Origin of the sequence: Streptomyces sp. NPDC058198, assembly GCF_042882605.1 — a bacterium.
Classification (GTDB): Bacteria; Actinomycetota; Actinomycetes; order Streptomycetales; family Streptomycetaceae; genus Streptomyces.
The window spans coordinates 497,581-523,392 of record NZ_JBHVVP010000001.1 but is presented as its reverse complement, the minus strand read 5'-3'; the positions used below and the strand labels follow the sequence as shown (position 1 = coordinate 523,392).

General features: G+C 70.0%; 26 protein-coding genes. 12 read left to right on the top strand and 14 right to left on the bottom strand.

The genetic code is table 11. The features are described 5' to 3' along the window. Nucleotides 1-2: 2 nt before the first annotated feature. The 5 genes from ACFVWW_RS02400 to ACFVWW_RS02380 are packed head-to-tail and all read left to right on the top strand — an operon-like array spanning nucleotide 3 to nucleotide 4,345. Nucleotides 3-998, top strand: a complete 996-nt coding sequence (locus ACFVWW_RS02400; RefSeq protein ID WP_386875415.1) for an ABC transporter permease — start codon at nucleotides 3-5, stop codon at nucleotides 996-998. Continuing rightward, a complete protein-coding gene (locus ACFVWW_RS02395; protein WP_384182513.1) occupies nucleotides 995-1,861 on the top strand; it encodes an ABC transporter permease in 867 nt (288 codons plus the stop codon). The genes ACFVWW_RS02400 and ACFVWW_RS02395 overlap by 4 nt, the downstream gene beginning before the upstream one ends. After that, entirely contained in the window at nucleotides 1,858-2,895 is a 1,038-nt protein-coding gene (locus ACFVWW_RS02390) for an ABC transporter ATP-binding protein (protein WP_384182510.1), read from the top strand. The genes ACFVWW_RS02395 and ACFVWW_RS02390 overlap by 4 nt, the downstream gene beginning before the upstream one ends. After that, nucleotides 2,892-3,950 carry an ABC transporter ATP-binding protein gene (locus ACFVWW_RS02385; RefSeq protein ID WP_386875413.1) on the top strand — a complete coding sequence of 353 codons (1,059 nt, stop codon included), beginning with the start codon at nucleotides 2,892-2,894 and terminating at the stop codon, nucleotides 3,948-3,950. The genes ACFVWW_RS02390 and ACFVWW_RS02385 overlap by 4 nt, the downstream gene beginning before the upstream one ends. Beyond that, entirely contained in the window at nucleotides 3,947-4,345 is a 399-nt protein-coding gene (locus ACFVWW_RS02380) for a RidA family protein (RefSeq protein ID WP_384182505.1), read from the top strand. Before ACFVWW_RS02385 ends, ACFVWW_RS02380 begins: the two co-directional genes overlap by 4 nt. 41 nt (nucleotides 4,346-4,386) lie before the next feature. On the opposite strand, the gene ACFVWW_RS02375 is transcribed toward ACFVWW_RS02380, so the two are convergent. The 10 genes from ACFVWW_RS02375 to ACFVWW_RS02330 all read right to left on the bottom strand — a co-directional run bounded on the left by ACFVWW_RS02375 (nucleotide 4,387) and on the right by ACFVWW_RS02330 (nucleotide 14,886). Next, complete coding sequence (locus ACFVWW_RS02375; RefSeq protein ID WP_386875410.1) at nucleotides 4,387-5,778, bottom strand: condensation domain-containing protein; 1,392 nt, start codon at nucleotides 5,776-5,778, stop codon at nucleotides 4,387-4,389. Next, on the bottom strand, nucleotides 5,775-6,866 hold the full coding sequence (locus tag ACFVWW_RS02370; RefSeq protein ID WP_386875409.1) for a hypothetical protein: 1,092 nt from the start codon (nucleotides 6,864-6,866) through the stop codon (nucleotides 5,775-5,777). The genes ACFVWW_RS02375 and ACFVWW_RS02370 overlap by 4 nt, the downstream gene beginning before the upstream one ends. Next, nucleotides 6,863-7,876, bottom strand: a complete 1,014-nt coding sequence (locus tag ACFVWW_RS02365) for a phosphotransferase family protein (protein WP_386875407.1) — start codon at nucleotides 7,874-7,876, stop codon at nucleotides 6,863-6,865. The genes ACFVWW_RS02370 and ACFVWW_RS02365 overlap by 4 nt, the downstream gene beginning before the upstream one ends. Further along, nucleotides 7,873-8,886, bottom strand: a complete 1,014-nt coding sequence (locus tag ACFVWW_RS02360; protein ID WP_384182496.1) for a Gfo/Idh/MocA family protein — start codon at nucleotides 8,884-8,886, stop codon at nucleotides 7,873-7,875. Before ACFVWW_RS02360 ends, ACFVWW_RS02365 begins: the two co-directional genes overlap by 4 nt. Further along, on the bottom strand, nucleotides 8,883-10,199 hold the full coding sequence (locus ACFVWW_RS02355) for a hypothetical protein (protein WP_384327952.1): 1,317 nt from the start codon (nucleotides 10,197-10,199) through the stop codon (nucleotides 8,883-8,885). Before ACFVWW_RS02355 ends, ACFVWW_RS02360 begins: the two co-directional genes overlap by 4 nt. After that, complete coding sequence (locus tag ACFVWW_RS02350; protein ID WP_384182491.1) at nucleotides 10,196-10,462, bottom strand: acyl carrier protein; 267 nt, start codon at nucleotides 10,460-10,462, stop codon at nucleotides 10,196-10,198. Before ACFVWW_RS02350 ends, ACFVWW_RS02355 begins: the two co-directional genes overlap by 4 nt. Nucleotide 10,463: 1 nt before the next feature. Then, nucleotides 10,464-11,639, bottom strand: coding sequence for a radical SAM protein (locus tag ACFVWW_RS02345; RefSeq protein ID WP_384182488.1), 1,176 nt, complete (start codon nucleotides 11,637-11,639; stop codon nucleotides 10,464-10,466). A gap of 8 nt (nucleotides 11,640-11,647) precedes the next feature. Then, nucleotides 11,648-12,898 carry an MFS transporter gene (locus tag ACFVWW_RS02340; RefSeq protein WP_386875404.1) on the bottom strand — a complete coding sequence of 417 codons (1,251 nt, stop codon included), beginning with the start codon at nucleotides 12,896-12,898 and terminating at the stop codon, nucleotides 11,648-11,650. Between the two features lie 171 nt (nucleotides 12,899-13,069). Continuing rightward, nucleotides 13,070-13,792 carry a DUF6585 family protein gene (locus tag ACFVWW_RS02335; protein WP_386875402.1) on the bottom strand — a complete coding sequence of 241 codons (723 nt, stop codon included), beginning with the start codon at nucleotides 13,790-13,792 and terminating at the stop codon, nucleotides 13,070-13,072. Beyond that, complete coding sequence (locus ACFVWW_RS02330; RefSeq protein ID WP_386876702.1) at nucleotides 13,789-14,886, bottom strand: M20 family metallopeptidase; 1,098 nt, start codon at nucleotides 14,884-14,886, stop codon at nucleotides 13,789-13,791. The genes ACFVWW_RS02335 and ACFVWW_RS02330 overlap by 4 nt, the downstream gene beginning before the upstream one ends. Before the next feature lie 218 nt (nucleotides 14,887-15,104). On the opposite strand from ACFVWW_RS02330, the gene ACFVWW_RS02325 reads away from it, so the two are divergent. Then, a complete protein-coding gene (locus tag ACFVWW_RS02325) occupies nucleotides 15,105-16,028 on the top strand; it encodes a LysR family transcriptional regulator (RefSeq protein ID WP_384328230.1) in 924 nt (307 codons plus the stop codon). Here the strand turns inward: ACFVWW_RS02325 and ACFVWW_RS02320 are convergent. The 4 genes from ACFVWW_RS02320 to ACFVWW_RS02305 all read right to left on the bottom strand — a co-directional run bounded on the left by ACFVWW_RS02320 (nucleotide 16,025) and on the right by ACFVWW_RS02305 (nucleotide 19,241). Then, entirely contained in the window at nucleotides 16,025-16,534 is a 510-nt protein-coding gene (locus tag ACFVWW_RS02320) for a hypothetical protein (protein WP_384327946.1), read from the bottom strand. The two genes, ACFVWW_RS02325 and ACFVWW_RS02320, sit on opposite strands and share 4 nt — an antisense overlap. A 145-nt stretch (nucleotides 16,535-16,679) precedes the next feature. Beyond that, nucleotides 16,680-16,922 carry a DUF6411 family protein gene (locus ACFVWW_RS02315; protein WP_384182148.1) on the bottom strand — a complete coding sequence of 81 codons (243 nt, stop codon included), beginning with the start codon at nucleotides 16,920-16,922 and terminating at the stop codon, nucleotides 16,680-16,682. 220 nt (nucleotides 16,923-17,142) lie between these two features. Beyond that, complete coding sequence (locus tag ACFVWW_RS02310) at nucleotides 17,143-18,069, bottom strand: family 16 glycosylhydrolase (protein WP_386875400.1); 927 nt, start codon at nucleotides 18,067-18,069, stop codon at nucleotides 17,143-17,145. 200 nt (nucleotides 18,070-18,269) lie between these two features. Next, complete coding sequence (locus ACFVWW_RS02305) at nucleotides 18,270-19,241, bottom strand: acetylxylan esterase (RefSeq protein WP_384182142.1); 972 nt, start codon at nucleotides 19,239-19,241, stop codon at nucleotides 18,270-18,272. A gap of 161 nt (nucleotides 19,242-19,402) precedes the next feature. Here ACFVWW_RS02305 and ACFVWW_RS02300 point away from each other — a divergent pair, with 161 nt between their 5' ends. The 6 genes from ACFVWW_RS02300 to ACFVWW_RS02275 all read left to right on the top strand — a co-directional run bounded on the left by ACFVWW_RS02300 (nucleotide 19,403) and on the right by ACFVWW_RS02275 (nucleotide 25,767). After that, the gene (locus ACFVWW_RS02300; protein WP_384327937.1) at nucleotides 19,403-20,701 is read left to right on the top strand and encodes an alpha/beta fold hydrolase; all 1,299 of its coding nucleotides are present in this window, start codon (nucleotides 19,403-19,405) and stop codon (nucleotides 20,699-20,701) included. Nucleotides 20,702-20,879: 178 nt separating this feature from the next. After that, entirely contained in the window at nucleotides 20,880-21,173 is a 294-nt protein-coding gene (locus ACFVWW_RS02295; RefSeq protein WP_384182136.1) for a DUF5133 domain-containing protein, read from the top strand. Nucleotides 21,174-21,374: 201 nt separating this feature from the next. After that, a complete protein-coding gene (locus ACFVWW_RS02290) occupies nucleotides 21,375-22,343 on the top strand; it encodes an NADPH:quinone oxidoreductase family protein (protein WP_384182133.1) in 969 nt (322 codons plus the stop codon). Then, nucleotides 22,340-23,539, top strand: a complete 1,200-nt coding sequence (locus ACFVWW_RS02285) for an acyl-CoA dehydrogenase family protein (protein WP_386875397.1) — start codon at nucleotides 22,340-22,342, stop codon at nucleotides 23,537-23,539. Before ACFVWW_RS02290 ends, ACFVWW_RS02285 begins: the two co-directional genes overlap by 4 nt. Continuing rightward, the gene (locus ACFVWW_RS02280) at nucleotides 23,536-24,642 is read left to right on the top strand and encodes an acyl-CoA dehydrogenase family protein (RefSeq protein WP_384182128.1); all 1,107 of its coding nucleotides are present in this window, start codon (nucleotides 23,536-23,538) and stop codon (nucleotides 24,640-24,642) included. The genes ACFVWW_RS02285 and ACFVWW_RS02280 overlap by 4 nt, the downstream gene beginning before the upstream one ends. Nucleotides 24,643-24,900: 258 nt before the next feature. Continuing rightward, entirely contained in the window at nucleotides 24,901-25,767 is an 867-nt protein-coding gene (locus ACFVWW_RS02275; RefSeq protein ID WP_384182125.1) for a phosphatidylinositol-specific phospholipase C/glycerophosphodiester phosphodiesterase family protein, read from the top strand. Nucleotides 25,768-25,812 lie beyond the last annotated feature (45 nt).

The window sequence follows — 25,812 nt, the reverse complement described above, 5'->3', positions numbered from 1 at the left end:
AGATGACGCTGACGACCGTCGCGCGCCGCAGCGGTGCCGCGCCCACCCGCAAGGGCAGGGGGGCACGGCGAACCGCACTCGCCTGGATCGTGCTGCGTCGGTTGCGCGACGCCGTCGTCGTCCTCGCCTTCGTCCTGGTGGCGATCTTCCTCATCGGGCACTTCGTCGGAGACCCGGCCTCGGCGTACGCGCCACCGGACGCCACCGACGCCCAACTGGCCCAGCTCCGGCACTCACTCGGACTCGACGAGCCGTTCTGGGTGCAGTTCGCGGATTTCCTGCGTGACGTCGTACGACTGGACACCGGTACGTCCATCTGGCAGCAGCGGCCCGCGATGGACGCCGTCATGGAGGTGCTGCCGAACACGGTCCTCCTGGCGGCGGCCGGCACCCTGGCCGCGGGGGTGGTCGGGGTGCTGACCGGGGTGCTGGCCGGCGCGAACCCCGGATCGCTCGCCGACAGAATCATCAACGTGTGCTCGGTGGTGTCGCTGTCGGTCGCGAACTTCTGGGTCGGTCTGCTGCTGATCATCGTCTTCGCGGTGCAGCTCGAACTCGTGCCCACGTCGGGCTGGTACGACTGGCGCGGCCTTGTCCTGCCGATCGCCACACTGGCCTTCATCCATGGCGGGCGCATCTGCCAGGTGACCCGCTCCGCGGTCCTCGGCGAGATGACGAAACCCTATGTGCAGGCCGCGCGGAGCCGCGGCCTGCCGCGATGGCGCCTGGTGGGCGGGCACGTCGTGCGCAACGCCGGTACCACGGTGCTCACGACGGTCGGCTGGGAGTCCGCCCGGATGCTCGGCGGCTCGCTGTACCCGATCGAACTCGTATTCGGCTGGCCCGGGGTCGGGCCGTTGATGACGACCTCGGCGTCCAGACACGACTTTCCGATAGTGGAGGCTGCCGTGCTGGTCACCGCATCTCTGGTGATCCTGATCAATCTGGTCGTCGATGTGGCGACGCATCTGTTCGACCGACGGTCGCAGGCGACATGAGCGCCCCGGCGCTGCGCGCCGCCGCCGTCCGATGGCCCGAACTCGTGGCCGGTATCCGGTCCAGGCTGTGGTGGATCTGGGGCGCCCTCCTTCTCGCGCTGCTCGTCGTGGCTGTCGCGGGGGACCGGTTCGCCTCCCAGGAACTGCTGGCCCAGGCACCGACCGACCGGCTGCTGCCACCGCTGTCGCGTACCGCGACAGGACTCCATGTGCTCGGTACGGACGAACTCGGCCGCGATCTGCTGTCCAGGATCATCGTGGCGGCCAGGCTGACGGTGTTCATCGCGCTGAGCGCGTCGGTGATCGGCCTGGTCGTGGGGGTCACGATCGGGATGTGCGCCGGCTACTTCGGAGGCTGGATCGACCGGGTGGGCATGCGCCTGACGGAGATGCAGACCGCCCTGCCGATGTTCCTGTTCGTGATCATGCTGATGACGGTCACCGGCCCGTCGGTGACCAATCTGGTCGTACTCCTGCCCACCTTCGTCTGGCCGACCATCGCCCGTGTCGTACGGGTCGAGACCCAGCAGTTGCGCGCGGCGCCGTTCGTCATCGGAGCCGTCGCGCTCGGCGCCGGCAACCGGCAGGTCCTGCTCGGGCACATCCTGCCCAACCTCGCGCCACGGCTCGCGGTCCTGTTCGTCATCGAGATCGGACAGGTCGTGCTCGCGGAAGCGGGGCTGAGCTTCCTCGGCGCCGGGATCCAGGACCCGGACCTGACCTGGGGACTCCTCATCGCCTCCGGACGCGACTTCCTCGCGGTGGCCTGGTGGCTCACGATCATGCCGGGCGTCTTCCTGGCGTGCGGCGTGTTCGCCGTGAACATGTTGTCCCGGACATTCGAACGGAGGTCGCAGACATGACGGTCGGAATCCCCCTGCTGGAGGTGAAGGACCTCACGGTCGTGTTCTCGACACCGAGCGGCCCGCTGCGGGCGGTCGACGGAGTCTCGTTCCGGCTCGACCGGGGGGAGGCGCTGGGCGTGGTCGGGGAGAGCGGCAGCGGCAAGTCCGTCACCGCCTCCGCCCTGCTGAGCCTGCACCCGGTCCTGAGCCGGGTGCGGGTCAGCGGCGAGGCACGGCTCGACGGAACCGATCTGCTGACGCTGCGGGAGGCGGCGCTCCGCCGGATCCGCGGCCGTCAGATCGGCTATGTCTTCCAGGACCCGCTGACGGCGCTCAACCCGGCCATGAAGGTCGGCGCCCAGCTGGCGGAGACCCTACGGGTGCACCTCGGACTCGACCGGAGCTCCGCGCGCCGCCGCGCCGTGGAACTGCTCGAACTGGTCGGCATCCCGAACGCGGCGGGCCGGCTGGACGACTATCCGGACGAGTTCAGCGGCGGGATGCGGCAGCGCATCCTGATCGCCGCGGCCGTGGCGTGCGAGCCGAAGCTGCTCATCGCCGACGAGGCCACCACCGCGCTGGACCCGACGGTGCAGGCCCAGATCCTTGTCCTGCTGGGAGATCTCCGGCGCGAACTGGGCATCGCCATGATGATCATCTCGCACGACTTCGGCGTGGTCGCCGCCACCTGCGACCGGGTGCAGGTGATGTACGCGGGACAGATCGTCGAGAGCGGTCCGGTGGGCCGGGTGCTGCGGAGCCCCCGGCACCCGTACACCGCGAGTCTGCTGCGGCTCGCGCCGCGGTTCGAGGTCAACCAGCACCGCAGACTGCGTCCGATCCCCGACCGCGCGCTCACCGTGATCGACGAGCGGAGCGGCTGCCGCTTCGCACCCCGCTGCGAGCTGGCCCTCGGCCACTGCGGAACCCAGGATCCGCCTTGGTCGGCCGCGACCACCGAAACAACCCATGGCGCCGCGTGCTGGCGGGACGAGGACGAGGTCGCCGACTTCGCCCTGGCCTCGGCGGCCGAAGGAGGAGAACCCTCGTGAGTACGATCCGGGAACCGGACGTGGCGGCGCCGTCCGCCCAGCCGGCGAACGCACCCGTCCTGACTCTGGAGAACCTGACGGTCCGCTATGCCGGCCCGTCGGACACGGAGATCACGGCGGTGGACGGAGTCTCGCTGAAGATCTGGCCCGGCGAGACGGTCGGGCTGGTCGGTGAGAGCGGCTGCGGGAAGTCCACGCTGGCCCGGGCCGTGCTGCGGCTTCAGCCGGCCGCCGAAGGCCGTGTCGTCTTCGAGGGCCAGGACCTCGGCGGAATCGACGCGGTCGACCTGCGCCGGCTGCGACGGCGTCTCCAGGTCGTCTTCCAGGACCCGCGGGCCTCGCTCGACCCGAAGATGCGCCTCGGCGACCTGATCACCGAATCACTGAAGCTGCACGGGCTGGCCGACCGGCGGGAACGCCGCGCGGTGGCCGTGGAACTGCTGGGAGAGGTGGGCCTGGACCCGGCGCTCGCCGCACGCCGTCCCGCCCAGCTCTCCGGCGGGCAGCAGCAGCGGATCGCGCTGGCGCGCGCCCTGGCCAGCAAGCCGCGTCTGGTGGTCCTCGACGAACCGGTGTCCGCGCTCGACGTCTCCGTACAGGCACAGGTCATCAACCTGCTCCAGAGCCTCCAGGAGAACCACGGGATCGCCTATCTGTTCATCGCCCACAACCTCGCCGTCGTCCGCCACCTCAGCCATCGGGTGGCGGTCATGTATCTGGGCAAGCTGGTCGAAGTGGCGCCCGCCCACAATCTGTTCGCGAACCCGGTCCACCCGTACACCAAGGCGCTGATCGCGTCCGTCCTGCCGCCGCAGGAAGCCGCCAGACAGCGGCTGGAAACGGCGCGCAGGCTGGCGCCCGGCGAGGTGCCGAGCCTGACCGACATCCCGAGCGGCTGCCGCTACAGCACCCGCTGCCCCTTCGCCGATCAGCGGTGCAGGACCGAGGAACCGCGGCTGACACCGATCGAGGGCGGTCACTCCGAAGGGCACCTGGTCGCCTGCCACCACTGGCGCAGGGTCGCCGACTCGCTCGGGGAGGTGCGAGCCCGATGACCGGACGGACCCCGGTCTCCACACCGGAGGCACCCACCCCCACCGGCCCCTTCAGCCAGGCGGTGCGCGCCGCGGGACTCGTCTTCACCGCCGGCCAGGCCGGGCGCAACCGCGAGACGGGGGTGATGGGTGACCTCGCCGAGCAGACCGACTGGGCGCTGCGCAATCTGGACGCGATCCTCCGGGCCGGCGGCTCGTCGCTGCGGGACGCGGTGAAGCTGACGATCTTCCTGCGGGAGGGCACCGACCCGGCGCCGCTCAACCGGGTCTACCAGGAACACCTGCCCGAGCCGCGCCCGGCCCGCAGTCTTGTCCTCGTCAGCCGGCTCAAGGGCCCGGACATGCTCGTGGAGATCGAAGCCATCGGTGTCGTGACCGGTGACCCCGAACCGTAGGGGGTGTCCGGCGGCCTCCTGCCGGGGGTGTACGCCCCCGGTCAGTGCGGCACCTGCTCCAGAGACACGCCGGGATCCGCGGCGAACTGGCGCAGGACGTCCACGTAGTCCTGGAGGAAGCGTTCGGCCCAGCCCTCGCTGTACTCCCGGGTATCCGTCCTGAGCTCCACGAGAGCCGTGTCGCCCGCGTCCCGGACGAGCATCCGGATCCCGCCGCGGGGCACCTCGTTGCGGGGGATACGTGTGATCCTGATGCGCAGCTGTGCGGTGTCGAGTCGCCAGGCCGCCCCCGCTCCTGACACGTCGAAGTTCACATATCTCGGTCCCTGCCCCAGCGCGGAGCGGTGCCGTATGCCGTAGTGCGCCGCGTCGATCTCCCGTGTCATGAGAGCGTGCGGCAGTTCCTGGTGCCGCAGAGCGCCGAAAATGGTACGGCTCTCCCGCTGCGCGGCCTCCGCGAGTGTGGGTGCGCCCGACAGGTCGGTCCTCAGGACGCAGGGCGTCGCGAAGTAACCGACCGCGCGCTCCAGTTCCTGATGGTTGCGGTTCGCGAGCGATCCCATGATCGCCACATCCGAGGCGATGTCCTCGCTCGCACCGAGCCGGCGGCGCCAGTGGCGCATCGTGATCTTCAAAGCCGCCGCGAAGACGGCTGACGGAGTCACGCGGTGCTGCCTGGCGGCGCGGGCGAACTCGGCGTACAGCGGTCGCTCCAGGGTGAATCTCCCCACCCGGAGCCGTGGTTGACCGCCCGGCGGCCCGTCGGGGTCGGTCAGCAGCGACGCCGGGACGGTGCCCACACCGGCCAGCTTGCGACGCCAGTACTTCATCAGCCTGTCGAGTTCGTCTCCCCGCAGGAACTGACGCTCGGAGAAGGCGAAGTCACTGAACTGGAAAGGCAGGGGCGGCAGCTCGGCGTGGGCCGGCGCGCTGCCTGACGCGTACAGCGTGAAGAGGTCGTCGGCCAGGATCTGGCACGACGCGCCGTCGGCGATGACATGGTCGATGACAAAGCCCACCAGGTGGCGGGCCGGGGCGGTACGGATACACAACACGCGTATCAGCGGGCCCTGCGAGAGATCGAAGGGCACAGCCGCGGCATCCGCGATCAGCTGTTTCGCGGTGTCCATGGCTTCGTCGGTGTCATCCGTCTCGGTGGAGAACTCCTGGAAGTCCACCTCGTCCACGGCGCGCAGATCCACCGGGTGCGTGCCGGTGCCGGTCTTGGGAAAGACCCATCGCAACGCCTCGTGGCGTCGCCGCAGTCCGATCAGCGCGTCCCGCAACCGACAGGGTTCGAGGTCTCCTTCGACCTGGCAGCCGAAGACCAGGACATTGTTCATGAGATGGATGTCGCGGCCGTGGGTGAGGCGCTCTTCCTGCGTGAACGAGGCGAGTCGCGGCCCGGAGCGGTCCGCCGGGAGCAGCTTCATCCGGAACACAATGCTCCTTCGGGAGTGTGAGCGAGTGCCGCGGCGAGGTCGCGGGGGCGGGCGGCCGCGCCGATCAGGGCGCGGTGCAGTGGTTCCAGCAGCCCGGGCCCGAACTTCTCGGCACGCCAGTCCTCGTAGCGCACCGCGAACCCGAGTCCCGTCCACAACTCGGCGTTGCGCGCCTCGTGTTCGCCGGAGGGTTCCAGCAGGACGAGCGGGGTGGCCGACCACAGAGAGTCCAGCAGGGTGCCGCCGCCCGGCTTGCTGACCATGGCGCGTGCGTGACGCGCGAGATCGTAAGAAGTGTGGTGCGTCGTACCGCGGCTGTACCGGACCGTCGACATGTCCTGACCGGGCAGGATCCGGCCGAGCGGCGGATAGCCGTCGTCGAGCCAGGGATGCCATGCCGGGTCGATCATGAAGTAGCGAGACCGAGGGCCACCGCCCTGGGCTTCGGCCGCCTCGTGGACGACGAGGTCGAGTGCGTGTCCCGCGCTTTCCAGGGTTACGGCGCGGTCGCGGTACGTTCCCATGCCCCAGCCGCCGCCGTGCACCAGCAGGCGCTCGTCGCGTTCGGCCCAGGGTACGGGCGGCCGCGGGTCGACCGGCACCGTCCACGGCAGCGCCCGGTCCGCCGCGGAGGCCAGCCAGATCTGCTCGGTACCCGGGGGCAGCGGCCCTGCCCGGCGGAAGGACGGGGAGACAGCCGAGTCGACATGGCAGATCACCACCCGGGGCGGACGCGCCGAGCGGCGCACGAAAGCGTCGGCGATGCTCAGCCAGAATCCGGAGAAGACGACGAGGGTACGCACGTTCTGGTCCGTCCAGCGCTGCTCCAGCTCGGCGAGCGCGCCGGCCGGGACCGACCGCGCCGGGTCGGAGGCGAGGCGCTGGCCGGCTCGCGCCGTACGGAAGTCGCGGTGGAAGAGGGTCCGGGAGGCGGCCACCGCGTCGCGCCGGTCCTCGGGCAGGAGACGCTCCAGTACGTTCACCATCACCTCGGCGCCCTGCTCGCGCAGCCGTGACGCCAGCAGCAGCCCCGGGACATGCACGCCGAGAGCCACCCCGGAGGTGAGGATCGCGATCATCCGCGCTCCCCGACGGCGGACTCCAGCTCCCGCAACGCGGCGACGAGCTGAGGTCCCACGGCCCGGCGTGCCCAGAGCCGTTCCTCGGCCGGACAATCGCGTGGAACGACCTCCACCAGCATGATCAGATAGAGGTAGCCGCGGTACAGCGCCAGGCGGCGGCGCACCGACGCGTCAAAGACCGCGGAGCCGCCGCCCGCGGCGTATCCGGCCAGGAAGTCCGCGTCCTCCTCGATGTTCGCGAAGAGGGCCAGGGAGACGAAGTCGGCGACGGGGTCGCCCCAGAACATCCGCTCGCCGTCGATGATGCCACTGAGGGTCCGTGTCCCCGCCTCGCTGTCGAGCAGCAGGTTTCCCTGCCACAGGTCGAAGTGGACCAGGGCCGGCCTGCTGACCTCGTCGAGTACGTCCGAAGCCGCGGTGAACAGTTCTCTGATCCGGGCCAGGGGCACGGGCAGCCACGCCTGATAGCGCTCCGCGTCGCCCAGTACCGCTTCGGTCATCGCGGTGAACGCCTGCCGCCAGGTCGCCGCCAGTGGGCCCAGGGGCTCCGCGGGATATCCGAAGCCGGGTCCTGTCACGGTGTGGAGTGTGGCCACCAGGTGTCCCAGACGCTCCCTGAGCCTGCGGCGCTCCTCGTCCGGCAGGGTCTCGGCCGCCTCGTGCCAGGGGGATCCGGGCCGTCCGGTCATGATCAGGTACGGGTCCGGTGTGGTGGTCCCGTCGAAGTCGCTGTGGACGACCTCGGGAACCGGTACATCCCCCGCGGTGGCCGCGGCGGTGTAGAAGACGGCCTCACCCCGCAGGAGTTCTCGTTCGTAGCTGAGTCCCGGGGTGTCCGAGGGCGGCGGAATCTTCACCACCCACTGCCGGCCGTCCGGGAGCGTGACCCGGACGACGGTGTTGTAGGTACCGCCGGCGAGTGGTTCGTACCGTGCCGTCTCCGCGTCGGTCACGCCTGCGGCTTTGAGGACCAGGGCGGCGCGCTCCTCCTGGTATTGCTGGTTCACGTACGTTCCTCCTCGGGCCCGGTCGGAGCCACTCGCTGACGTGCTTCCTGATGGATGGCGGCCATGCGTGCGATCCGGGGACCTGACGCGTCGAGTTCGGCGCCCCAGTGGCCGCTGTCTCCCCGCATGAGCCCGCGGATACGCGCGAATTGCTGGTGGTAGTACGAGACCGGCGCGGTCCGGGTGACGGTGGTGCGACCGGCCGACGTACGCACGGCGAGATTCAGCGGGACGGCGCCCCGTGCGGGCAGCAGTACACCACGTATGCGTACGGACGCCTCGGCGAAGACGAACGTGTGCTCGGCTACGTGCCGGGGGCCGAAGGAGCACTCCAGCCGCGCGAGGCGTCCCGAGGGAAGGCGCAGGGAAGCGGAGAACGTGCTGTCCACCCCACCGGGACCGTCGAAGTCCGAGTGGCCGGCGCCGTCCGTGCCGTCAAGACCGACGGTGTCCTGAAGCGCCTGGAGCCAGTAGCTCGCCGCGTCGAAGAAGCAGCCGCCACCCAGGTCCTGACGCAGGCGGTAACCGCCGCGCCGCGGTACGGCGAAGCTGAACTCACTGCGGACCTCGCGCAGTTCTCCGTACCGCCCCGAGCCGATCCACTCACGCACCGTCGTATGCCAGGGGTGGCCCAGCGTGGGCAGCGCTTCCAGGACATGTCCGCCGCCGCGGCTCTCGGCCCGCTCGATCGCCGCGTGGTCGTCCGAGCTGAGGCAGAGCGGCTTCTCGACGACGACGTATTTGCCCGCGGCCGCGGCGCGTTCGGCCCAGACCGCGTGTGCCGAGTTGTGCAGCGAGACATAGACCAGCTGGATGTCAGGATCGGCGACGACATCGGCGTAGCGGAGGTGGGCACGGCCGAGACCGTGCCGGAGAGCGAACGCCTGCGCCCGGCCGGTGTCGGACGCGGCGACGGCTCGTACCCTCATGTCCTGGTGGTCCGCGCTGGGCTGGAGCATCGTACGGACGGCGATGTCGGTGGCCCCGATCAGGCCGATACCGAAGGTCATGTCGCCGCGCTTTCCGCCGCGCTGGTTCTTCCCGCGTCGATTCCGGCCCGCCGGGCACAGTCACGGGTGTACGACCGCCAGGAGGGGAAGTCCTCCGGCGGGCAGAACGCGGCGCAGACCAGGCGGCCCCGTGGGGCCAGGATCGCGCTGCCCACCAGGGGAAGGACACCGGCCCGGCCACCGCCCGTGTACAGCAGGCCATCCGCTGCCAGCGCCGCGAGCAATGTGTCGATCCCGGTGCCCGGCGCCACCGAGACATCGTCCTGCCACAGATGGGAACGCAGCCCGTGGGTGCGCGCGCGACGGTCCAGCTCCAGATTGAGCAGGCCGATCGACTGCCGGGCGTTGATCTCGACGACAGGTACCCAGCTTCCGTCGCGCAGCGTCATCGAGTCGATGCCGACCGGCCCGAAGTAGCCCTCGGCGGCCAGCTCCTGGGCGACGGCGCCGAGCAGCGCACCGTACTCACGGCGGGCGAGCTCCACTTCGAGCCGGTGCGGAACGGGAAGGGAGGCGGCATGCCGGTATCCGTTGTTGCTCATGCGCTGGAGCCCGAGCCGATGCCAGGAGCCGTCCTGGTTGATCACGAGGTGGGCCGAGAAGTCCTGGTCCCGGTCGTAGCGGTCCTGCACCACGAACTCGATCCGCGCGCCGTGCTCCTCCTGTCCGCGAAGGTGGCGGAGCAGCCGGGCGAGCGCGCGCGGGGTGGCGATTTCGAGCGTGCCGCGGCCCGCGACCCCGTACGAATCCTTCACCAGGGCGATGCCGTCGCCGGCCTCACCGAGGACGGCGTCGACAGCGGATTCCAGCTCCTTGGCCGACCGCACCACCTGTCCGGCGCCGGGCATTCCGATGCGGTCGGCCACGGCGGACGACCAGGCTTTGCCGTTGACCCGTACGACCGTCTCCTGCGGCGGCAGGCCGTGTGAGGCTTGCATCTCCCGCGCCAGCTTCGTGGTGGCCGGAAGCACGGCGAAGGGACTCAGCCCGCCCTGTCCGGCCACAGACCTTCGAAGTGCCGAATCGCGCAGGAGCGCCTCTTCGACGCTCTCCGCCGGCCCGGCGTGGGCGGCCAGGTGCCGGAAGGTGAAACCCGCCGCGCCGAGGGCTTCCCGCTGGGCCGGGTCCAGCGGGTTGTGCGTGATTAGGAGATCGTCGGGAGAGGTCAGGCCGAACAGCATCTCGTCCAGCCCCGCGACGACGGGGTCGGCTCCTCGCGCGGCCAGCCGGGGCAGTTCAGCCAGGTCGGTGGGGCGCCAGTGCTGTTCGGCGTCGAAGGTGCCGAAGCGGACCGCCCCGGTGGAGGCGGTCACGGACGCTCGTCCTGCCCCCCGATGACCTGCGCGCTGAACTGCCGCACGGAGCGCAGGTGCTCCAGGCTCAGTGTCTCGTAGTCCAGCTCGATGTCGAATTCGTCCTCGATGCGCAGCAGGAACTGGATGGCCTGCAGGGAGTCGAGACCGAGCTCGCCCACCATGTCCGCGTCCGCTGATATCTCGTGCGGTGCGAACTTGCCCCCCAGAATCTCGGACAATACCTTCTTCACCCTGATCTCGGTGTCGGCCGGGACAGTCACGTCACACTCCGTTCAGATAAAGGAGAATGCACTTCGAGCACACAGGCATCATGCCGGTATCGGCGAGGATCGAGCGGACCCGGCGGAACTTCTCGCTCTGCCACAGTTCGAGCGTCGGCGTCTCGTAGAGATTCCCCACCACGAACTCCGGGAAGAACTTGCACGAGCTCACATTTCCGTCCGCATGTACTTCCATGCGATTGGTCACCGCGAGACAGCGTGTCCGTTTCTGCGCCGGCTGAGAGGTGCCGGTGATGAACGACTCGATCTCGCTCTCGTCCAGTTGCGGCTGATACCGGACGCGAGGCCCCCAGGTACGGCCGGCGAGCCTGGCCATCGAGTCACGCAGTACGGGGAGGAGCTCCGAGGGGAGCTGGTAGGTGTACGAGTGCCAGGTGGGCCGCGCGGTTCCGGTTTCCGGCGCGAGCCACCCGAAATGTTCGCGGTAGACGTCGTCCATCGCGTGCGCCACTTCAGGGCTGATGTACCAGGGAAACTGGAAGTAGACGGTGTTGACGTCCAGTTCTTCCGCCCATTCCATGAACTCGTACATGCGGTGCACGGTGACATGGGACACCATGCAGGAGACCGAGAGCTCACCACGGAATTCGCCGCGCCGCTTCAGGTCCAGCATGGCCTCGATATTGCGCACGGTCCGGTCGAACGTCCCCCGGCCCCGCAGCTCTTCGTGATCCTTTCCGAGTCCGTCCAGGCTGACCAGGAGGTTCAGGTTCTGTCCCATCCGCAGCAGGTCGTCCATCCTGCGCTGGAAGAGCAGTCCGTTGGTGCACATGTTGACGGTTCTCGGGTATGTCTCGATGAGGCGCGACACCTCGTCGAATTGAGTGTGCATCAAGGGCTCGCCGCCCCAGAGGAAGAGCTTCCCCCGTACCTCGGCCGTGTCCTTCAGGACGTTGGCGACCACCGCCGTGTCCAGCTCCGTGCGCTGCTTCTCGACACTCCAGTCCCGGAAGAATCCCTGTTCGTTCCACTGGTAACAGTGGGTGCAGCGCAGATTGCACCGGTAGGTGAGCTGGAGGCTGACTTCTCGCGGAATGTCCGACGCGTAGGAGGCGTTGCTGCGCAACTGGGCCCGGGACTTCGAACGGATCGACACCGTGTGCTTGATGTCGGCGAATTCCTTCTCGGTGAGCGTGCGGCGTGTCTGTGGGTGCATGACTCTCCCTAGGCTTCACGGACGTGACTGGCCGATGGCGCTGGGTGCGGCTTCTTCGTGACGGCCGGGATCCTGCTCATCCGGACGACGGAGGGGACAAGGAGCAGAACGGCGCAGCCCAGGACGAGGAAGGCGGAGGAGCTCAGTAGCACGGTCGCCGCGCCGACCTGGGCGGCGGCGGGCCCGGTGAGAGCCCGGCCGACCGGCATCAGGCCGGTTGAGCCGATGACGTCGTAGGCGGAGATCCGGCTCAGCGCGTGCGGGGGCGACTGTGACTGTACGGCGGTCGCCCAGGTGACGGCCCAGAAGGCGTTCGCGGTACCGCCGAGGACCATGGCGAGCGCGAGCACGGCGAGCGGCGCCTCAAGGGCGATGGCCGCCGGCAGCGGTGCGAGTCCGGCCAGCGCCATTATCCCCGTACGCAAGGGCCTCCCGGGCTTGATCCACAGTCCGAGCAAGCCGCCCGCGATGGCGCCGAGGGGGAAAGCCGAGATCAGCAAACCGTAGGTCGACGCGCCGAACCGGTCTATCAGCAGGACCGCTTTGAGCACGTCGAAGGGGCCGAACACCACGAGTCCGAAGAGCGTGAACATCGAGACGACGGACCACAGCCACGGCCGCGAGGAGAACTCCTGCCAGCCGGTGGCCAGATCGCGCCAGACCCGTGGCGGACCGGTGGGGCGCATGGCCGGCGCCTTCCGGATGCGCCAGAGCAGCCAGCCGCTCGCTGCGTACGAGAGGGCGTCCATGGCTATGACCACGGAGGCGTCGGTCACGGCGATCAGAAGGCCGGCCAGGGCGGGGCCCGCGAGCGCCACGATCGATTCCGTCGTGCGGACGGTCGCATTCGCCTCTTGGAGCCTTGTCGGTGCCAGCTGTCGGAGCAGCCCCGCCACCCCGGGCTGGAAGAACGCCTGGGCCACCCCGATGCTCGCGGACAGGGCGATGATCTGCCACATGGCAGGCCGGCCGGTCAGGAACAACAGCGCGACGCAGCCCTGCAGGAGACATCGGGCAAGGTCCGCGACGATCATGGGAATTCTGGGATGGAAATGATCCAGAACAACGCCACCGACCAGCATCAGTAAGACGACGGGGCCCATGGCGGCGCCCAGTACGAAGCCGACTTCGGATATTCCGTATCCCGCGCTGAGCATGGCGGCTGTCAAGCCGATGGGATAGACCGCGTCGCCGAGCCTTGATAATGCGCGAGCGACGACGAAACGCCTCACGTCCGTATCGCCTAATATACTGGTCATCAAAATCGCGACTTCGTCTCCGGCCTCCGGCGCATCCGATATCCCACCTGCTCGGGTAGGAGTGAAGCGGGTTGCCGGGGCAGTGTCAACAGTGCCCCGGCTTCCCCAGGCCCCGTCCGGTCGGTCTCCAAGTGGCGCGATAGCGACGGTGGTTCAGGACCACTCTGTCCCCTATTGCGGGCAGAGGTTCCTGGCGATGGTCAGGAAGACATAGAAGTTCGCGATACCGCTGATCGGCTTGCTGGACCAGGGGCTGGATTCGCCCGCCCTCATGATGTGGACCCTGCCCGCCGAGACGCGGATCTCCTGGACGCCGGACCAGGGGAGGTGGTGGTGCCTTGTGGTGGCCAGGCCGGTGCGGGAGACCGTGAAGTCACCGAAGGTCATTGCCTGGCCCTCCAGGATCGTTTTCAGTACCGCCGGGCCCTGAGCGCGGACGACGGCCTCCTGCATCAGAGGGCCCCAGGTTTCGGGGCCGTCATAGAATTCCGTGATCCTGGCGTTGGTGAGCCCCGGGCCGACGGCGGAGTAGGCGTAGGTGACGGGGCCGGGGATACCGTTGATGATCTTCTGGGTGATCTCCTGGTAGAGCCTTACGGAATCCCAGCGGATGGCGACCATGCCGTCGCCGAGCTGCGGGTGCACGATCATTCCGTTCTCGAACAGGTGGAGCCGCTTCGCGGCCTGCTTCCTGCTGAAGTTCGGGGTCCTGCGCAGCCACCAGTAGAACAGCAGACCGGGAATCACGAAGAGCAGTAAGAGATGGACGGCCGAAAAGATGTGGAGGGCGACGAGTAGTTTGCCCAGGCGTTTGGGGGCGAAGGAGCGCTGAAGCGCGCCGAGGCGGTGACGGGCGGCCAGTTCGGCGGCCTCGGGCGGCAGGGGAGAGGTCATCGCCGTGTCCTCGCGATCAGTTGAGCGAGCAGACGCGTGCGGGGTGCCATCCACTCGACCACGACATGCTCGCTGTCCGCGTGGGCGCCGCTGCCGACGGCACCTATGCCGTCCAGCGTCGGACAGCCGGTGCCCGCGATGTAGTTGCCGTCGGAGGCGCCACCGACGGCGATTCCCCGCAGCGGCTCCTGGCCCAGCTCCGAGGCGATCTCGGAGGCGAGGGCGAACAGTCCGGCGGAGGACGCCGGTTCCATGGGTGGTCGTTTCTTGCCGCCCAGTACCCGCAGCCGCGCTCCGTGCGTCCGGGCGGTCAGCCCGCGAATGAGGGCGTCTATCAAGTCCTGCGCCGCCAGTGTCGGTACGCGCACGTCCACCGATACGCGCGCCAGCGCGGGCACCGTGTTGAGGGTGCTGCCGGCCGACAGCAGGGTGGGCGTGATGGTCGGGACTCCCAGGACGGAGGGAGCGGCGCGGTCCATCGAGGCCGCCAGGCCGGCGATGGACAGGACCTGATGCGCCGCCTCGACCGCGGCGTTGACCCCCTTCTCCGGTTCGAGACCGGCATGGGCGGCCTTGCCGTGCACCACGACCTCGTACCGTGACGTGCCCTTACGGGCGGTCTTGAGCGCGCCCTCCGCGTTCGCGGACGCCTCCAGTACGAAGGCGGCCGCGCAGCCGCGCGCGGACTCCTCGATCAGCTCCCGGGAGGTCGGGGAGCCGACCTCCTCGTCCCCGTTGACGAGTACGCACACGCCGTCCGGGGACGGCAGGGAAGCCAGCGCGTGGAACATCTGCACCAGCCCGGCCTTCATGTCCAGGACACCGGGGCCCCTGGCGATCCCGTCGGCCACCGACCAGGGGTGGGTTTCCAGTGAGCCCATGGGCCACACCGTGTCGTGGTGTCCCACCAGGAGCACCCGCGGGGTGCCGAAGGTCCACCGCAGATGGGTGACACCGTCGATGACGATCGTCTCGGGCACCGCGCCCAGCAGTCTCGCGCCCTGGGAGCCGACCACCTCGGCGCTGCGGGCCACTGCCGAGTGGTCGGCCGAGAAGGACTCACAGACCACGAGTTCCTTCAGATCGGCCAGCATCGCCGGCAACGCGATCGTGGCACCCGCGGTCACCTGACCCGCCCCGTCTCGGCCTTCTGCGACAACAGCACGCTTCCTCCAGGGATTTGATGGTGGGGATGTCATGGCGGGCCGCAGTGGCGAGGGGGCCTCGAACCGCGGCCAGGTGATCGACGTTAGGAGGGGACAAGGCATTCCACCAGCGACTAGATTGCATGTGAGCCATGCATAGGAGGAATGTGTTCGAGATCGACGCACTGCGTCTGCTGGTGACCGTGGCCGGAACCGGTTCGTTCACCGGAGCGGCGACGCGGCTCAATTACACGCAGTCCGCGGTGTCCCGGCGGATCGCCTCGCTGGAACAGCAGGCGGGCGGGCCGCTGTTCGAACGGCTCCCCAGAGGCGTACGGCTGAACCCCGCCGGTCACGCGCTGCACCGGCACGCCGTGGACGTGCTCGAGCGTCTGGCGAGGGCGGAGCAGGAACTCGCCGTGATCCACGCGGGTCAGGGCGGGACGCTGCGCGTCGGGGCGTTCGCGACGGCCAACATCTCGTTGGTACCGACTGCCTTGCGGGCGTTCAAGCAGGCCAGGCCGGAGGTCGAGGTCATCGCGACCGAGGGCCGGAGCGGCACGTTGACGCAGCGGCTGGCGGACGGGGCGCTCGACCTCGCCGTGGTCAGTGACTATCCGTCAGGTCTGCCGTCGGCCGACGGTGTCACGACGGCCTTTCTGCTGGAGGACGAGTTGCTCGTCGCCCTCCGGCGCGAGCATCCGCTGGCGGGAGCCGGGACGATCGACCTGTGGGAACTGCGCGACGAGGCCTGGCTCCAGGACGCACCCGCGGGCGGTCCCACGCTGCTCCTCGACGCCTGCGCCCGGGCGGGCTTCAGGCCGAAGAAGCTCATCAGGATCGCGGAGTGGACCGGGAAATTCGGTTACGCGGCCGCCGGTCTCGGGGTCGCGCTGGTCCCGTCACTGGCCGCGTGGGCGGTCCCGGCGGAGCTCGTCCTCTGCCGGCTCGGTGACCTGGCTCCGCGCCGGACCGTACACATCGCGCTGCCCGCCGCCCCGCTGCCGGCGGCACGGGGACTGCGGGACCTGCTGCGCGCCACCGTTGCTGACGGGTGGTCGCGGGAACTCAGCGCCCCGGACAGCCCTTAGGGTGCGGGCGACGGCTCGGAGTCGCACGGCCGCTTCGACGTGCCGAGCAACAGCGCTCCCTCGTAGGACTCCGCCATCGGTTTGTGTTCCTCGGCTATCGCCGACCCGCCCACGGAGCCCTCCCAGCCTTCCTTCGTCAGAAACGCGTCCAGGTCGCCATCCGTGTAGCTGTCATCCGCGGTCCAGCCGCGTTCCACGAGACGATCGACCACGGCCCGTACGTCTTCGGGGGTCGGCGGCTTCTCGGTGAAGACCATCTGGGAAATGATGGGGCAGGCCGACACGCGGGACGGCTTGATGAACTGCTTCCGGCCTGTCGTCTTCGCCGAGGCGTACCGGAGATCGCTGGTCGCTTCGGTGCGGCTCATCGCCACGGCGGGCGACGCCGAGGGCTTCGCCCGTGCACCGTCCTGCTGCGTCGTCGCGGACCCGGCGGAGCCACCGCACCCCGACAGCAACAGCGCCGCTATCGCGAAGGCCGGCACCGCACTTGTCCCACGTCTCATGATCCCCACCCACGTCGTATGCCTGTCACCGCACGGTGCCGCATGCGTCCCCCACCTGCGGCAGCGGGATTCTGTCACGCGCCGCGCAACGCGCGAGCTCCGCCCCCGCGCATCGGGGGCGGAGCTCAGGATCGTGGGGTCCGGATCAGAAGGGCATACGGCCCCGGGTGCGGCGTCCGGCGGAGCCGCTGTGGCTCACGGCGCGTGAGCTGCTGCTGAAAGGCTTGCGCAGCAGTCGGCCGAGAGCGCCGGGGGCCTTGCCCGCCACCTGCCCTCCTGTGCCCAGAGTGCGCTGGGTGCCGCGCTCCGGGTGGCGGGACAGACGCGGAATCAGAAAGGCGAGCACGAGTAGCACTGCGCAGACGGCGACGATACCAACGATGATCATGCGACGGTCCTCCTCCGGCTTGGGCGCGATGTACTGATCGGCTACCCGTCCGTCGCCCTCGCATACGTCGCCGAGCCCGGCCGGCTCCGGTGGTGCCCGCCGGTACGGAGACGGCGGAAAGGGAAGGCCGCCGGTCCGATGACCGGCGGCCTCCCCTTTCTCCTGTCAGCTTTCTCCTGTCAGCGGCCGGGACGTATCCGTTCCGCCGACGCGTTCGCGGCTACGACGTGGGCAGCGCCTTGTCGGCGGTGGTGACACGGACGTAGTCGACGACGAGCTGCTGCGGGAACGAGGTGCTCCCGTCCGGGTCGCCCGGCCAGTAGCCGCCGACGGCGAGGTTCAGGATGATGAAGAAGGGCTTGTTGAACACCCACTGACGGCCGCCGAGGTCGGCGGGCGTCCGGGTCTGGTAGACGTTGCCGTCCACCGACCAGGTGATCGAGTCGGGCGACCAGTCGATCGCGAAGGTGTGGAACGCGTCGGCGAACGCCTGTCCGCCCGGCAGGGTGTAGCCGGCGCCGATGCCGCCCTCGCCGGAGTAGCCGGGGCCGTGCAGCGTGCCATGGACGGTGCCGGGCTCGAAGCCGACGTTCTCCATGATGTCGATCTCACCGCTGTTGGGCCAGCCGACGCTGCCGAGGTCGTCCCCGAGCATCCAGAACGCGGGCCAGATGCCCTGGCCGCGCGGGATCTTCATCCTGCTCTCGACATGTCCGTACGTCGAGGTGAACTTTCCGGAGGTGTTCAGCCGGGACGAGGTGTACTCACAGGCGCCGTACCAGCACTGATACCCGGCCGGATTCTCCTTGCGCGCGGTGATGACCAGGTTGCCCTGGCCGTCGAGTGCGGCGTTGTTGTTTCCGGCGGTGTAGTACTGCCGCTCGTGGTTGTTGACGTTGTCGCCGGTCTCGATCTGCCACTTGCTGCCGTCGACAGCGGATCCGGCCCCGCCGTCGAACTCGTCGGCGAACGTCACCGCGGCGGGTGCCGCGGCGGTACGGGAGGATGACGCGGCCGTGTGGGGGGCGGGCGCGGCGGATGCTCCGACGGGCAGTGCGGTCAGTGCTCCGGCGCAGCAGAGCAACGAGAGGGCGTACAGCGCCGTGCGGCGCCGCTTGGAGGTGTGCTTCGCTTGGTTCACAGTCATCACATCACTTGAGTGGGGGGCATGTGCATGACATTTCATTGCTGAGAGGTGAACACAATTCATGATCACCTGTGGCTGATGGTTCAGTTCTCGATTTAAGAGACTGTCGAGACGGTCGTCAAGAAGCCGAACAACAGCGGAACGCGAACGCGCCAGTCGACGCCGTTCCCCTCAGCGAGTCACTCGCAGCCGGTTCCCTGTCAGGCCGTCAGCTTCCCCGGCAGCCAAGCCAGTTGGGCGGCCTGCTGGAAGGGACCGCCCCCCTCGTGGTCGTTGAAGTCGTACACCTCGATCGACTTGTCCTTGCCCGCGTAGGCGTTGAAGGCCCCGAAGACCGTCGACGGCGGGCAGGTCTGGTCCTCCAGCGCCACCGAGAACAGCGCCGGAGCCCTCCCGCGCGACGCGAAGTGCACCCCGTCGAAGTAGCTGAGCGTCCGCCGCACGTTCCGCGTCCTGTCGCGGTACGTCTTCAGGTAGTTGCCCACCTCCCGGTACGGATTGCGGTCCGTGAGCGTCGTCGCCCGCGGGAAGTCGCAGAGGAACGGCACATCCGGCGCGATGGCCGTCAGGTCCGGCACCAGGCCGCCGACCGCCAGGGTGATCCCGCCGCCCTGGCTGATCCCGAGGGCCGCCGTCCGTGAGGCGTCGACGAGGGGATGCGCGCGGGCGGCCTCTACGGCGCGCACCGCGTCGGCGAACAGGCGCCGGTAGTAGAACGCGTACGGGTCCTCGATGCCCCGGGTGAGGAAGCCGGGGTACGCGGAGGCGCTGCCCACCGGGTCGGGGGTAGCGCCGCCGCCCCAGCCGCTGCCCTGCCCCCGGGTGTCCATCACGAAGTGCGCGAAGCCGGCCGCGCCCCAGAGCAGATGGGTGTGGGGCAGGCCGCGCCCGCCGCCGTAGCCGAGGTACTCCACCACCACGGGCAGCGGCTCAGATGTCCCGGCGGGCAGGATCAGCCAGCCCTTGACCGGGTGGCCGCCGAACCCCGCGAACGTCACGTCGAACACGTCCAGCGCCGTCAGCGCCGTGGGTACGGGCTCGAAGCGGGCGGCGAGCTCATGGCCGCGCGTCTCGGCGAGGGTCTCGGCCCAGAACTGGTCGAAGTCCTCAGGCTCCGTCGACCGGCTCCGGTAGCCCCGGAGCTCGTCGAGGGGCAGATCGAACAGGGACATGCGGGACCACCTTGGTCGTAAGAGACGGACAACAGGACGATACGACCGGGGCCGGCGCCGGTGTGCGCCGGGAGCGGGGCGGGCTCCATCGCTCCCGTACCCGTGTGCTGAACTGTCCGGCGTGACTGCCCCGGCGGGGGCGATCGAGAACAGGAGCCCCCTTGACCAGCTATCGCCAGCCCGGCGTCGTCCTCACCGACCACCGCTTCACGGTCCCGCTGGATCACAGCGACCCGTCGGGGGAGCGGATCGAGCTGTACGGCCGCGAGGTCGTCGCGAGCGGGAAGGCCGACGCCGGCCTGCCCTGGCTGGTGTACCTGGAGGGCGGCCCCGGCTGCGCCGCACGCCGTTTCGTCGGACAGCAGGCCTGGCTCGGCCGTGCCCTCAAGGAATTCCGGGTGCTTCTCCTCGACCAGCGCGGCACCGGTCTCTCCACCCCCGCCGACCGGCAGACCCTGCCGCTGCGCGGCGGCCCCCAGGACCAGGCCGCCTATCTCGCCCACTTCCGGGCCGACTCCATCGTGCGTGACTGCGAGACCATCCGCCCGGGGCTGACCGGCGGCGCTCCCTGGACCCTGCTCGGCCAGAGCTTCGGCGGTTTCTGCGCCACCCACTATCTCTCCACCGCCCCCGAGGGCCTGGCCACCGTCGTGATCACCGGCGGGCTGCCCTCCCTGGACGCCACCGCCGACGAGGTCTACCGCGCCGCGTATCCGCGGATCGCGCGCAAGGTCGAGGGGCACTACGCCCGCTACCCGCAGGACATCGGCCGCGCCCGCCGGATCGCGGAGCACCTCGCCGAGCGCCGCGTCGTGCTCCCCACCGGATACACCCTCACGCCCGAGGCCTTCCAGTCCCTCGGCATCCTGCTCGGGGGCGGGGACGGCAGTCACCAGCTGCACTACCTGCTGGAGAACGCCTTCGTCCCCACGCCGGGGGGCCAGGCCCTCTCGGACACCTTCCAGGAGGGCGTGGCGTCGGCTCTCTCGTACGCGGGACGCCCGCTGTACGCCGTGCTCCACGAGGCGATCTACGCCCAGGACGACCGGGCCACCGCCTGGGCCGCCGAGCGGGTCCGCGCCGAATTCGCGCGCTTCGACGCGGCCAAGACCCTGGCCGGGGAAGGCCCGTTGTACTTCACCGGCGAGACCATCCACCCCTGGCACTTCGACGCCGACCCCGCGCTGCGCCCGCTGCGCGAGGCCGCCGAACTGCTCGCCGCCCGCACCGACTGGGCGCCGCTGTACGACACCGCGCGGCTCGCGGCCAACGAGGTGCCGGTCGCCGCGGCCGTCTACCACGACGACATGTATGTCGACACGGACCACTCCCTGAGCACGGCACGGGCGATCCGCGGGCTGCGTACCTGGGTGACGGACGAGTACGAGCACGACGGGGTACGGGCGAGCGGCCCGCGCGTCCTGGACCGGCTGCTGGCGCTCGCGAGGGGCGAGGACTGAGCGCCTCTCGGGCGACCTTCGAGGTCTTCGCCCGCTGATCCGCGGCCTCCGGGCCTCGGCGAGCGGATGCCCGGCGCTGGGGGGAGAATAGGTATCAGGGGACTGGTGCCACGCTGCGCGCGCGGCCGGTCCCGCCCCACGCCGTCCTCGCGATCCTGGCGTACGGAAGGAACCCTGGGTGAGCGGGCGGACTCCGATGCTGGAAGTGGTGCACATGCTGCTACCGGACAGACATCTGGTCGCCGATCTGCTGGGTCGCTACCGGGCCTGGGAACGGCTGGTGCTCGCCGAGCCGCTGGACGAGACCACCCGCAGACGGTTCGAGGACGTGGCGTACACCCTCTGTGTGCTGATGGGGCAGCGCACCGCACGTGAGGCGATCTGGCAGGCGGAGGCGTATCTGCGCCGGATCCAGCCTGTCCCGGTCTTCCCGGAGGGAAAGGAGAGCGTCACGCCGGGAGTTCACGAATGATCAAGGCTTGGTAGGCACACAACCGCGGCTCCGGGCGGGCGCGTTGCTCGCGCCGTTCGAGCCGCGGACCCGTATGCGCGGGCCCGGGTACGTGGCCGGGCGCGGCCGAAGACATCAGGAGCGGGCTGTTCCCCCGAAGGCAAGCGACCGCTTAGTATGCGAAAGAGTGCGGTACTGCCCATCGTGTGTGGAGGCCCCGAAATGCAGGCATGGCGAGTGCACCGGAACGGCGAGCCGAGCGAGGTGATGCGGCTCGAAGAGGTGGAGCGCCCTGTGCCCGGCGACGGACAGGTCCAGCTGCTGGTCCGTGCCGCGAACATCAACTTCCCCGATGCCCTGCTCTGCCGCGGTCACTACCAGGTGCGGCCGCCGCTGCCCTTCACACCCGGTGTGGAGATCTGCGGGGAGACGGAGGACGGGCGCCGCGTCATCGCCACGCCCGCGCTGCCGCACGGCGGTCTGTCGCAGTACGTCGTCGCCGACGCCGCCGCGCTCCTGCCCGCGCCCGAGGCGCTGGACGACGCCGAGGCGGCCGCTCTGCACATCGGCTACCAGACGGGCTGGTTCGGTCTGCACCGGCGGGCGCGTCTCCAGGCGGGCGAGACCCTGCTCGTCCACGCGGCGGCCGGTGGCGTCGGCAGCGCAGCCGTACAGCTCGGCAAGGCGGCCGGAGCCACCGTCATCGGCGTCGTCGGCGGACCCGAGAAGGCCCGCGTCGCCAGGGAGCTGGGCTGCGACGTCGTGATCGACCGCCGTACGGACGACATCGTCGCCGCCGTGAAGGAGGCCACCGGCGGCCGGGGCGCGGATGTCGTCTACGACCCGGTGGGCGGCGACGCCTACACCGCGTCCGCGAAATGCGTGGCCTTCGAGGGCCGCATCGTGGTCGTGGGCTTCGCGAGCGGCGCCATCCCCAGCCCCGCCCTCAACCACGCGCTGGTGAAGAACTACTCCGTCATGGGCCTGCATTGGGGTCTCTACAACACCAAGGACCCGGCCGCCGTCCTGCGTTGCCACGAAGAGCTGACCGGTCTCGCCGAACGAGGCGCCATCAAGCCGCTCATCAGCGAGCGGGTGCCGATGAAGGGCGCGGCGGACGCCGTCCAGCGCGTCGCGGACGGCGTCACCACCGGACGCGTGGTCGTCCTCCCGGAGGGCGAGGACCGATGACCGACGCCACCGAACTACGCTCCCTCACCAGGAAGTTGCTGGCCGAGCACCCGCCGGCCGACACAGCGCGCACCGATTTTCTCAAGGCCCGCTTCGACGCCGGACTCGCCTGGGTGCATTACCCCGCCGGGCTCGGCGGACTCGACGCGCCGCGCTCCCTCCAGGCCGTCGTGGACGCCGAGTTGGCGGCCGCCGGGGCACCCGACAACGACCCGCGCCGGATCGGCATCGGCCTCGGCATGGCCGCGCCGACCATCCTGCGCTTCGGCACCCAGGAGCAGAAGGAGCGCTTTCTGCGGCCCCTGTGGGTCGGCGAGGAGGTGTGGTGCCAGCTCTTCAGCGAGCCGGGAGCGGGCTCCGACCTGGCGGCGCTCGGTACCCGCGCCGTACGCGACCCGGACACGGACCCCGTCTCCGGCGACTGGATCATCGACGGGCAGAAGGTATGGACCTCCAGCGCCCATGTCGCCCGCTGGGCCATCCTCATCGCCCGCACCGATCCCGACCTGCCCAAGCACCGGGGCATCAGCTACTTCCTCTGCGACATGACCGATCCCGGTGTCGAGGTGCGGCCGCTGCGCCAGATCACCGGCGAGGCCGAGTTCAACGAGGTCTTCCTCACCGGCGTACGGATCCCCGACGCGCACCGCCTCGGCGAGATCGGCGAGGGCTGGAAGGTCGCACAGACCACGCTGATGAACGAGCGGGTCTCCATCGGCGGCGCCCGGGTCCCGCGCGAGGGCGGCATGATTGGCACGCTCGCCAGGACCTGGCGTGAACGGCCCGAGCTGCGCACGCACGATCTGCGTCAGCGCCTCGTCACGCTGTGGGTGGAGGCCGAGGTCGCCCGCCTGACCGGGGAACGGCTGCGCCAGCAGCTCGTCGCGGGGCAGCCAGGACCCGAGGGCAGCGGAATGAAGCTCTCCTTCGCCCGGCTCAACCAGGAGATCAGCGGTCTGGAGGTGGAACTCCTCGGTGATGAAGGCTTGTTGTACTCCGACTGGACCATGCGCCGGCCCGAGCTGGTCGACTTCACCGGGCGCGACGCCGGCTACCGCTATCTGCGGTCGAAGGGGAATTCCATCGAGGGCGGTACGAGCGAGGTACTGCTGAACATCGTCGCCGAACGTGTCCTCGGCCTGCCCTCCGAGCCGCGCAACGACAAGGACGTCGCCTGGAAGGACCTGGCCCGATGACCGAAACCTCCCCCGATCTGCTCTACTCGGACACCGAGGACGATCTGCGCGCGGCCGTACGGTCCTTGCTCACCGCCCGCGGTGATGTCCCGGCGGCGCTCGTCCGCGCCGAGGCCGGCGATCCGTACGACCACGAGCTGTGGACCTCGCTCACCGCCGGGATCGGCGCGTCGGGTCTGCTCGTACCGGAGAAGCTCGGCGGCCAGGGCGCGAGCCACCGCGAGGCCGCCGTCGTACTGGAAGAGCTGGGCCGGAGCGTCACACCCGCGCCGTATCTCACCAGTTCGGTGATGGCGACCGAGACGCTCCTCGCCTGCGACGGCGAGAGCACGGGGAGCACGGATGTCGCGGGTCTGCTCACCGCGCTCGCCCACGGCCATCGCGTCGCCGTACTCGCGCTGCCGCTGGCCACGGCCCCGGACGCACCGCTCCCCGTCGGCGCGAGCACCGTGACCGGCGTGGCCGACGCCGTGCGCGCCGATCTCCTGCTCGTGCTGAACGACGACGGGCTGTACGCCGTCGAGACGGCCTCGCCCGGCGTCACCGTCGAGCCGCTGACGCCGCTCGATCTGACCCGGCCCCTCGCCACGGTCACCGTCGACCCCGGCGCCGGGATCCGGATCGCCGACGCTTCCGCGGCGGAGGCCGCCGTACGCCGAGGACTGCTGGCCGGGGCCGGGCTGCTCGCCTCCGAACAGCTCGGCATCGCCGAATGGTGCCTGGAGGAGACGGTCAGGCACACGCGCGAGCGGCATCAGTTCAACCGCCCCATCGGGTCGTTCCAGGCGCTCAAACACCGGATGGCACAGCTCTGGCTGGAGGTCGTCTCGGCCCGCGCCGCCGCCCGGAACGCCGCCGACGCGCTGGCCACCGGCAGCCCGGACGCCCCGCTCGCGGTGGCCGTCGCGCAGGCGTACTGCGGGCGGGTCGCCGTCCACGCCGCCGAGGAGTGCGTCCAGCTGCACGGCGGGATCGGGATGACCTGGGAGCACCCCGCGCATCTGTATCTCAAGCGCGCCAAGTCCGATGAGATCGCGCTCGGTTCACCCGGCCGGCACAAGGAGACGCTGGCCGTTCTGGCCGACCTGCCGGGCCCCGGGTAGCGGCCCCTGGCCGGGGCGGGCCCGTGGCCGTCGTCGGGTACCACCGCCGCGAGCGCGGTGCGGGGCCGCCCGGCGTCGGCCACGGCCGCGTCCCGCCGGAGCGCCGGCGCGGCCGTACGGTCCGCCGGACGCGGGTCGCCGGACTGTCTGAACCACAGCCGTCGCGCCGGCGAACTCTGCGCCGGCCGCTGTCGGTCGGGCCACGAGAGGACCGATACTCGCCTGGACCGCGCCCCACCGCGTCCACCTGGAGGCATCATGGCCCTCACCACCCGCCGCAGAGCCGTCAGCACACTCGCCGCCGCGATCACGGGAGTGGTCGCGGCTCCCGCGTACGCGCAGGCCGCATCACGGACACCGGCCAGTCCAGGGCCCCGGCCGCTGCGCCAGGCCCACGCCCACAACGACTATCTGCACCCGCGCCCCCTCCTCGACGCCCTGTCACACGGCTTCACCAGCGTCGAGGCCGACATATTCCTGGTCGACGGCGAGCTGCTGGTCGCTCACGAGGCCACGGATCTCGACCCGGCCCGCACCCTCCGCGCCCTCTACCTGGACCCGCTGGCGGCCCTCGTCCGGGCCAACCACGGCTCCGTACACCAGGGTTACCACCGTCCGGTGCAGCTGCTCATCGACATCAAGACGGACGGCGCCGCCGCCTACGCCGAACTCCACCGCCAACTGACCTCCTACCGCTCGATGCTGAGCCGCTTCGCGTACGGTTCGGTGCGCCTCGGCGCGGTCACCCCGGTCATCTCCGGCGACCGCGCGGCGCGCGTCCCGATGGAGGCGCAGCGGACCCGGTACGCCTTCTACGACGGGCGGCTCGAGGACCTCGGTACCGCGGCGGGCGCCGCGTTCATCCCGCTCATCAGCAGCAACTGGACCACGACCTTCAGCTGGCTGGGCGTGGGCGCGTTCCCCGCCGCCGAACGTGCCGAGCTGCGCCGCATCACCGCCACGGCACACGGCCGTGGTCAGCGCGTGCGCTTCTGGGGGACGCCCGACCAGGCGGGGCCCGCGCGGGACGCCGTCTGGGCCGAGCTGCTCGCCGCCGGCGTCGACCACGTCAATTCGGATGACCTTGCGGGGCTCGAACGTTTCCTGCGTGCCCGCCGCCCGTAAACGCGATCACCAGGGACAACCACCCGAATGGCGGACATGCCAGTC

Coding starts and splice junctions, on each gene's coding strand:
- ACFVWW_RS02400 (WP_386875415.1), top strand. CDS start 3: ATGACGCTGACGACCGTCGCGCGCCGCAGCGGTGCCGCGCCCACCCGC.
- ACFVWW_RS02395 (WP_384182513.1), top strand. CDS start 995: ATGAGCGCCCCGGCGCTGCGCGCCGCCGCCGTCCGATGGCCCGAACTC.
- ACFVWW_RS02390 (WP_384182510.1), top strand. CDS start 1,858: ATGACGGTCGGAATCCCCCTGCTGGAGGTGAAGGACCTCACGGTCGTG.
- ACFVWW_RS02380 (WP_384182505.1), top strand. CDS start 3,947: ATGACCGGACGGACCCCGGTCTCCACACCGGAGGCACCCACCCCCACC.
- ACFVWW_RS02375 (WP_386875410.1), bottom strand. CDS start 5,778: ATGAAGCTGCTCCCGGCGGACCGCTCCGGGCCGCGACTCGCCTCGTTC.
- ACFVWW_RS02370 (WP_386875409.1), bottom strand. CDS start 6,866: ATGATCGCGATCCTCACCTCCGGGGTGGCTCTCGGCGTGCATGTCCCG.
- ACFVWW_RS02360 (WP_384182496.1), bottom strand. CDS start 8,886: ATGACCTTCGGTATCGGCCTGATCGGGGCCACCGACATCGCCGTCCGT.
- ACFVWW_RS02345 (WP_384182488.1), bottom strand. CDS start 11,639: ATGCACCCACAGACACGCCGCACGCTCACCGAGAAGGAATTCGCCGAC.
- ACFVWW_RS02340 (WP_386875404.1), bottom strand. CDS start 12,898: ATGACCAGTATATTAGGCGATACGGACGTGAGGCGTTTCGTCGTCGCT.
- ACFVWW_RS02335 (WP_386875402.1), bottom strand. CDS start 13,792: ATGACCTCTCCCCTGCCGCCCGAGGCCGCCGAACTGGCCGCCCGTCAC.
- ACFVWW_RS02330 (WP_386876702.1), bottom strand. CDS start 14,886: ATGCTGGCCGATCTGAAGGAACTCGTGGTCTGTGAGTCCTTCTCGGCC.
- ACFVWW_RS02320 (WP_384327946.1), bottom strand. CDS start 16,534: ATGAGACGTGGGACAAGTGCGGTGCCGGCCTTCGCGATAGCGGCGCTG.
- ACFVWW_RS02315 (WP_384182148.1), bottom strand. CDS start 16,922: ATGATCATCGTTGGTATCGTCGCCGTCTGCGCAGTGCTACTCGTGCTC.
- ACFVWW_RS02310 (WP_386875400.1), bottom strand. CDS start 18,069: ATGACTGTGAACCAAGCGAAGCACACCTCCAAGCGGCGCCGCACGGCG.
- ACFVWW_RS02305 (WP_384182142.1), bottom strand. CDS start 19,241: ATGTCCCTGTTCGATCTGCCCCTCGACGAGCTCCGGGGCTACCGGAGC.
- ACFVWW_RS02290 (WP_384182133.1), top strand. CDS start 21,375: ATGCAGGCATGGCGAGTGCACCGGAACGGCGAGCCGAGCGAGGTGATG.
- ACFVWW_RS02285 (WP_386875397.1), top strand. CDS start 22,340: ATGACCGACGCCACCGAACTACGCTCCCTCACCAGGAAGTTGCTGGCC.
- ACFVWW_RS02280 (WP_384182128.1), top strand. CDS start 23,536: ATGACCGAAACCTCCCCCGATCTGCTCTACTCGGACACCGAGGACGAT.
- ACFVWW_RS02275 (WP_384182125.1), top strand. CDS start 24,901: ATGGCCCTCACCACCCGCCGCAGAGCCGTCAGCACACTCGCCGCCGCG.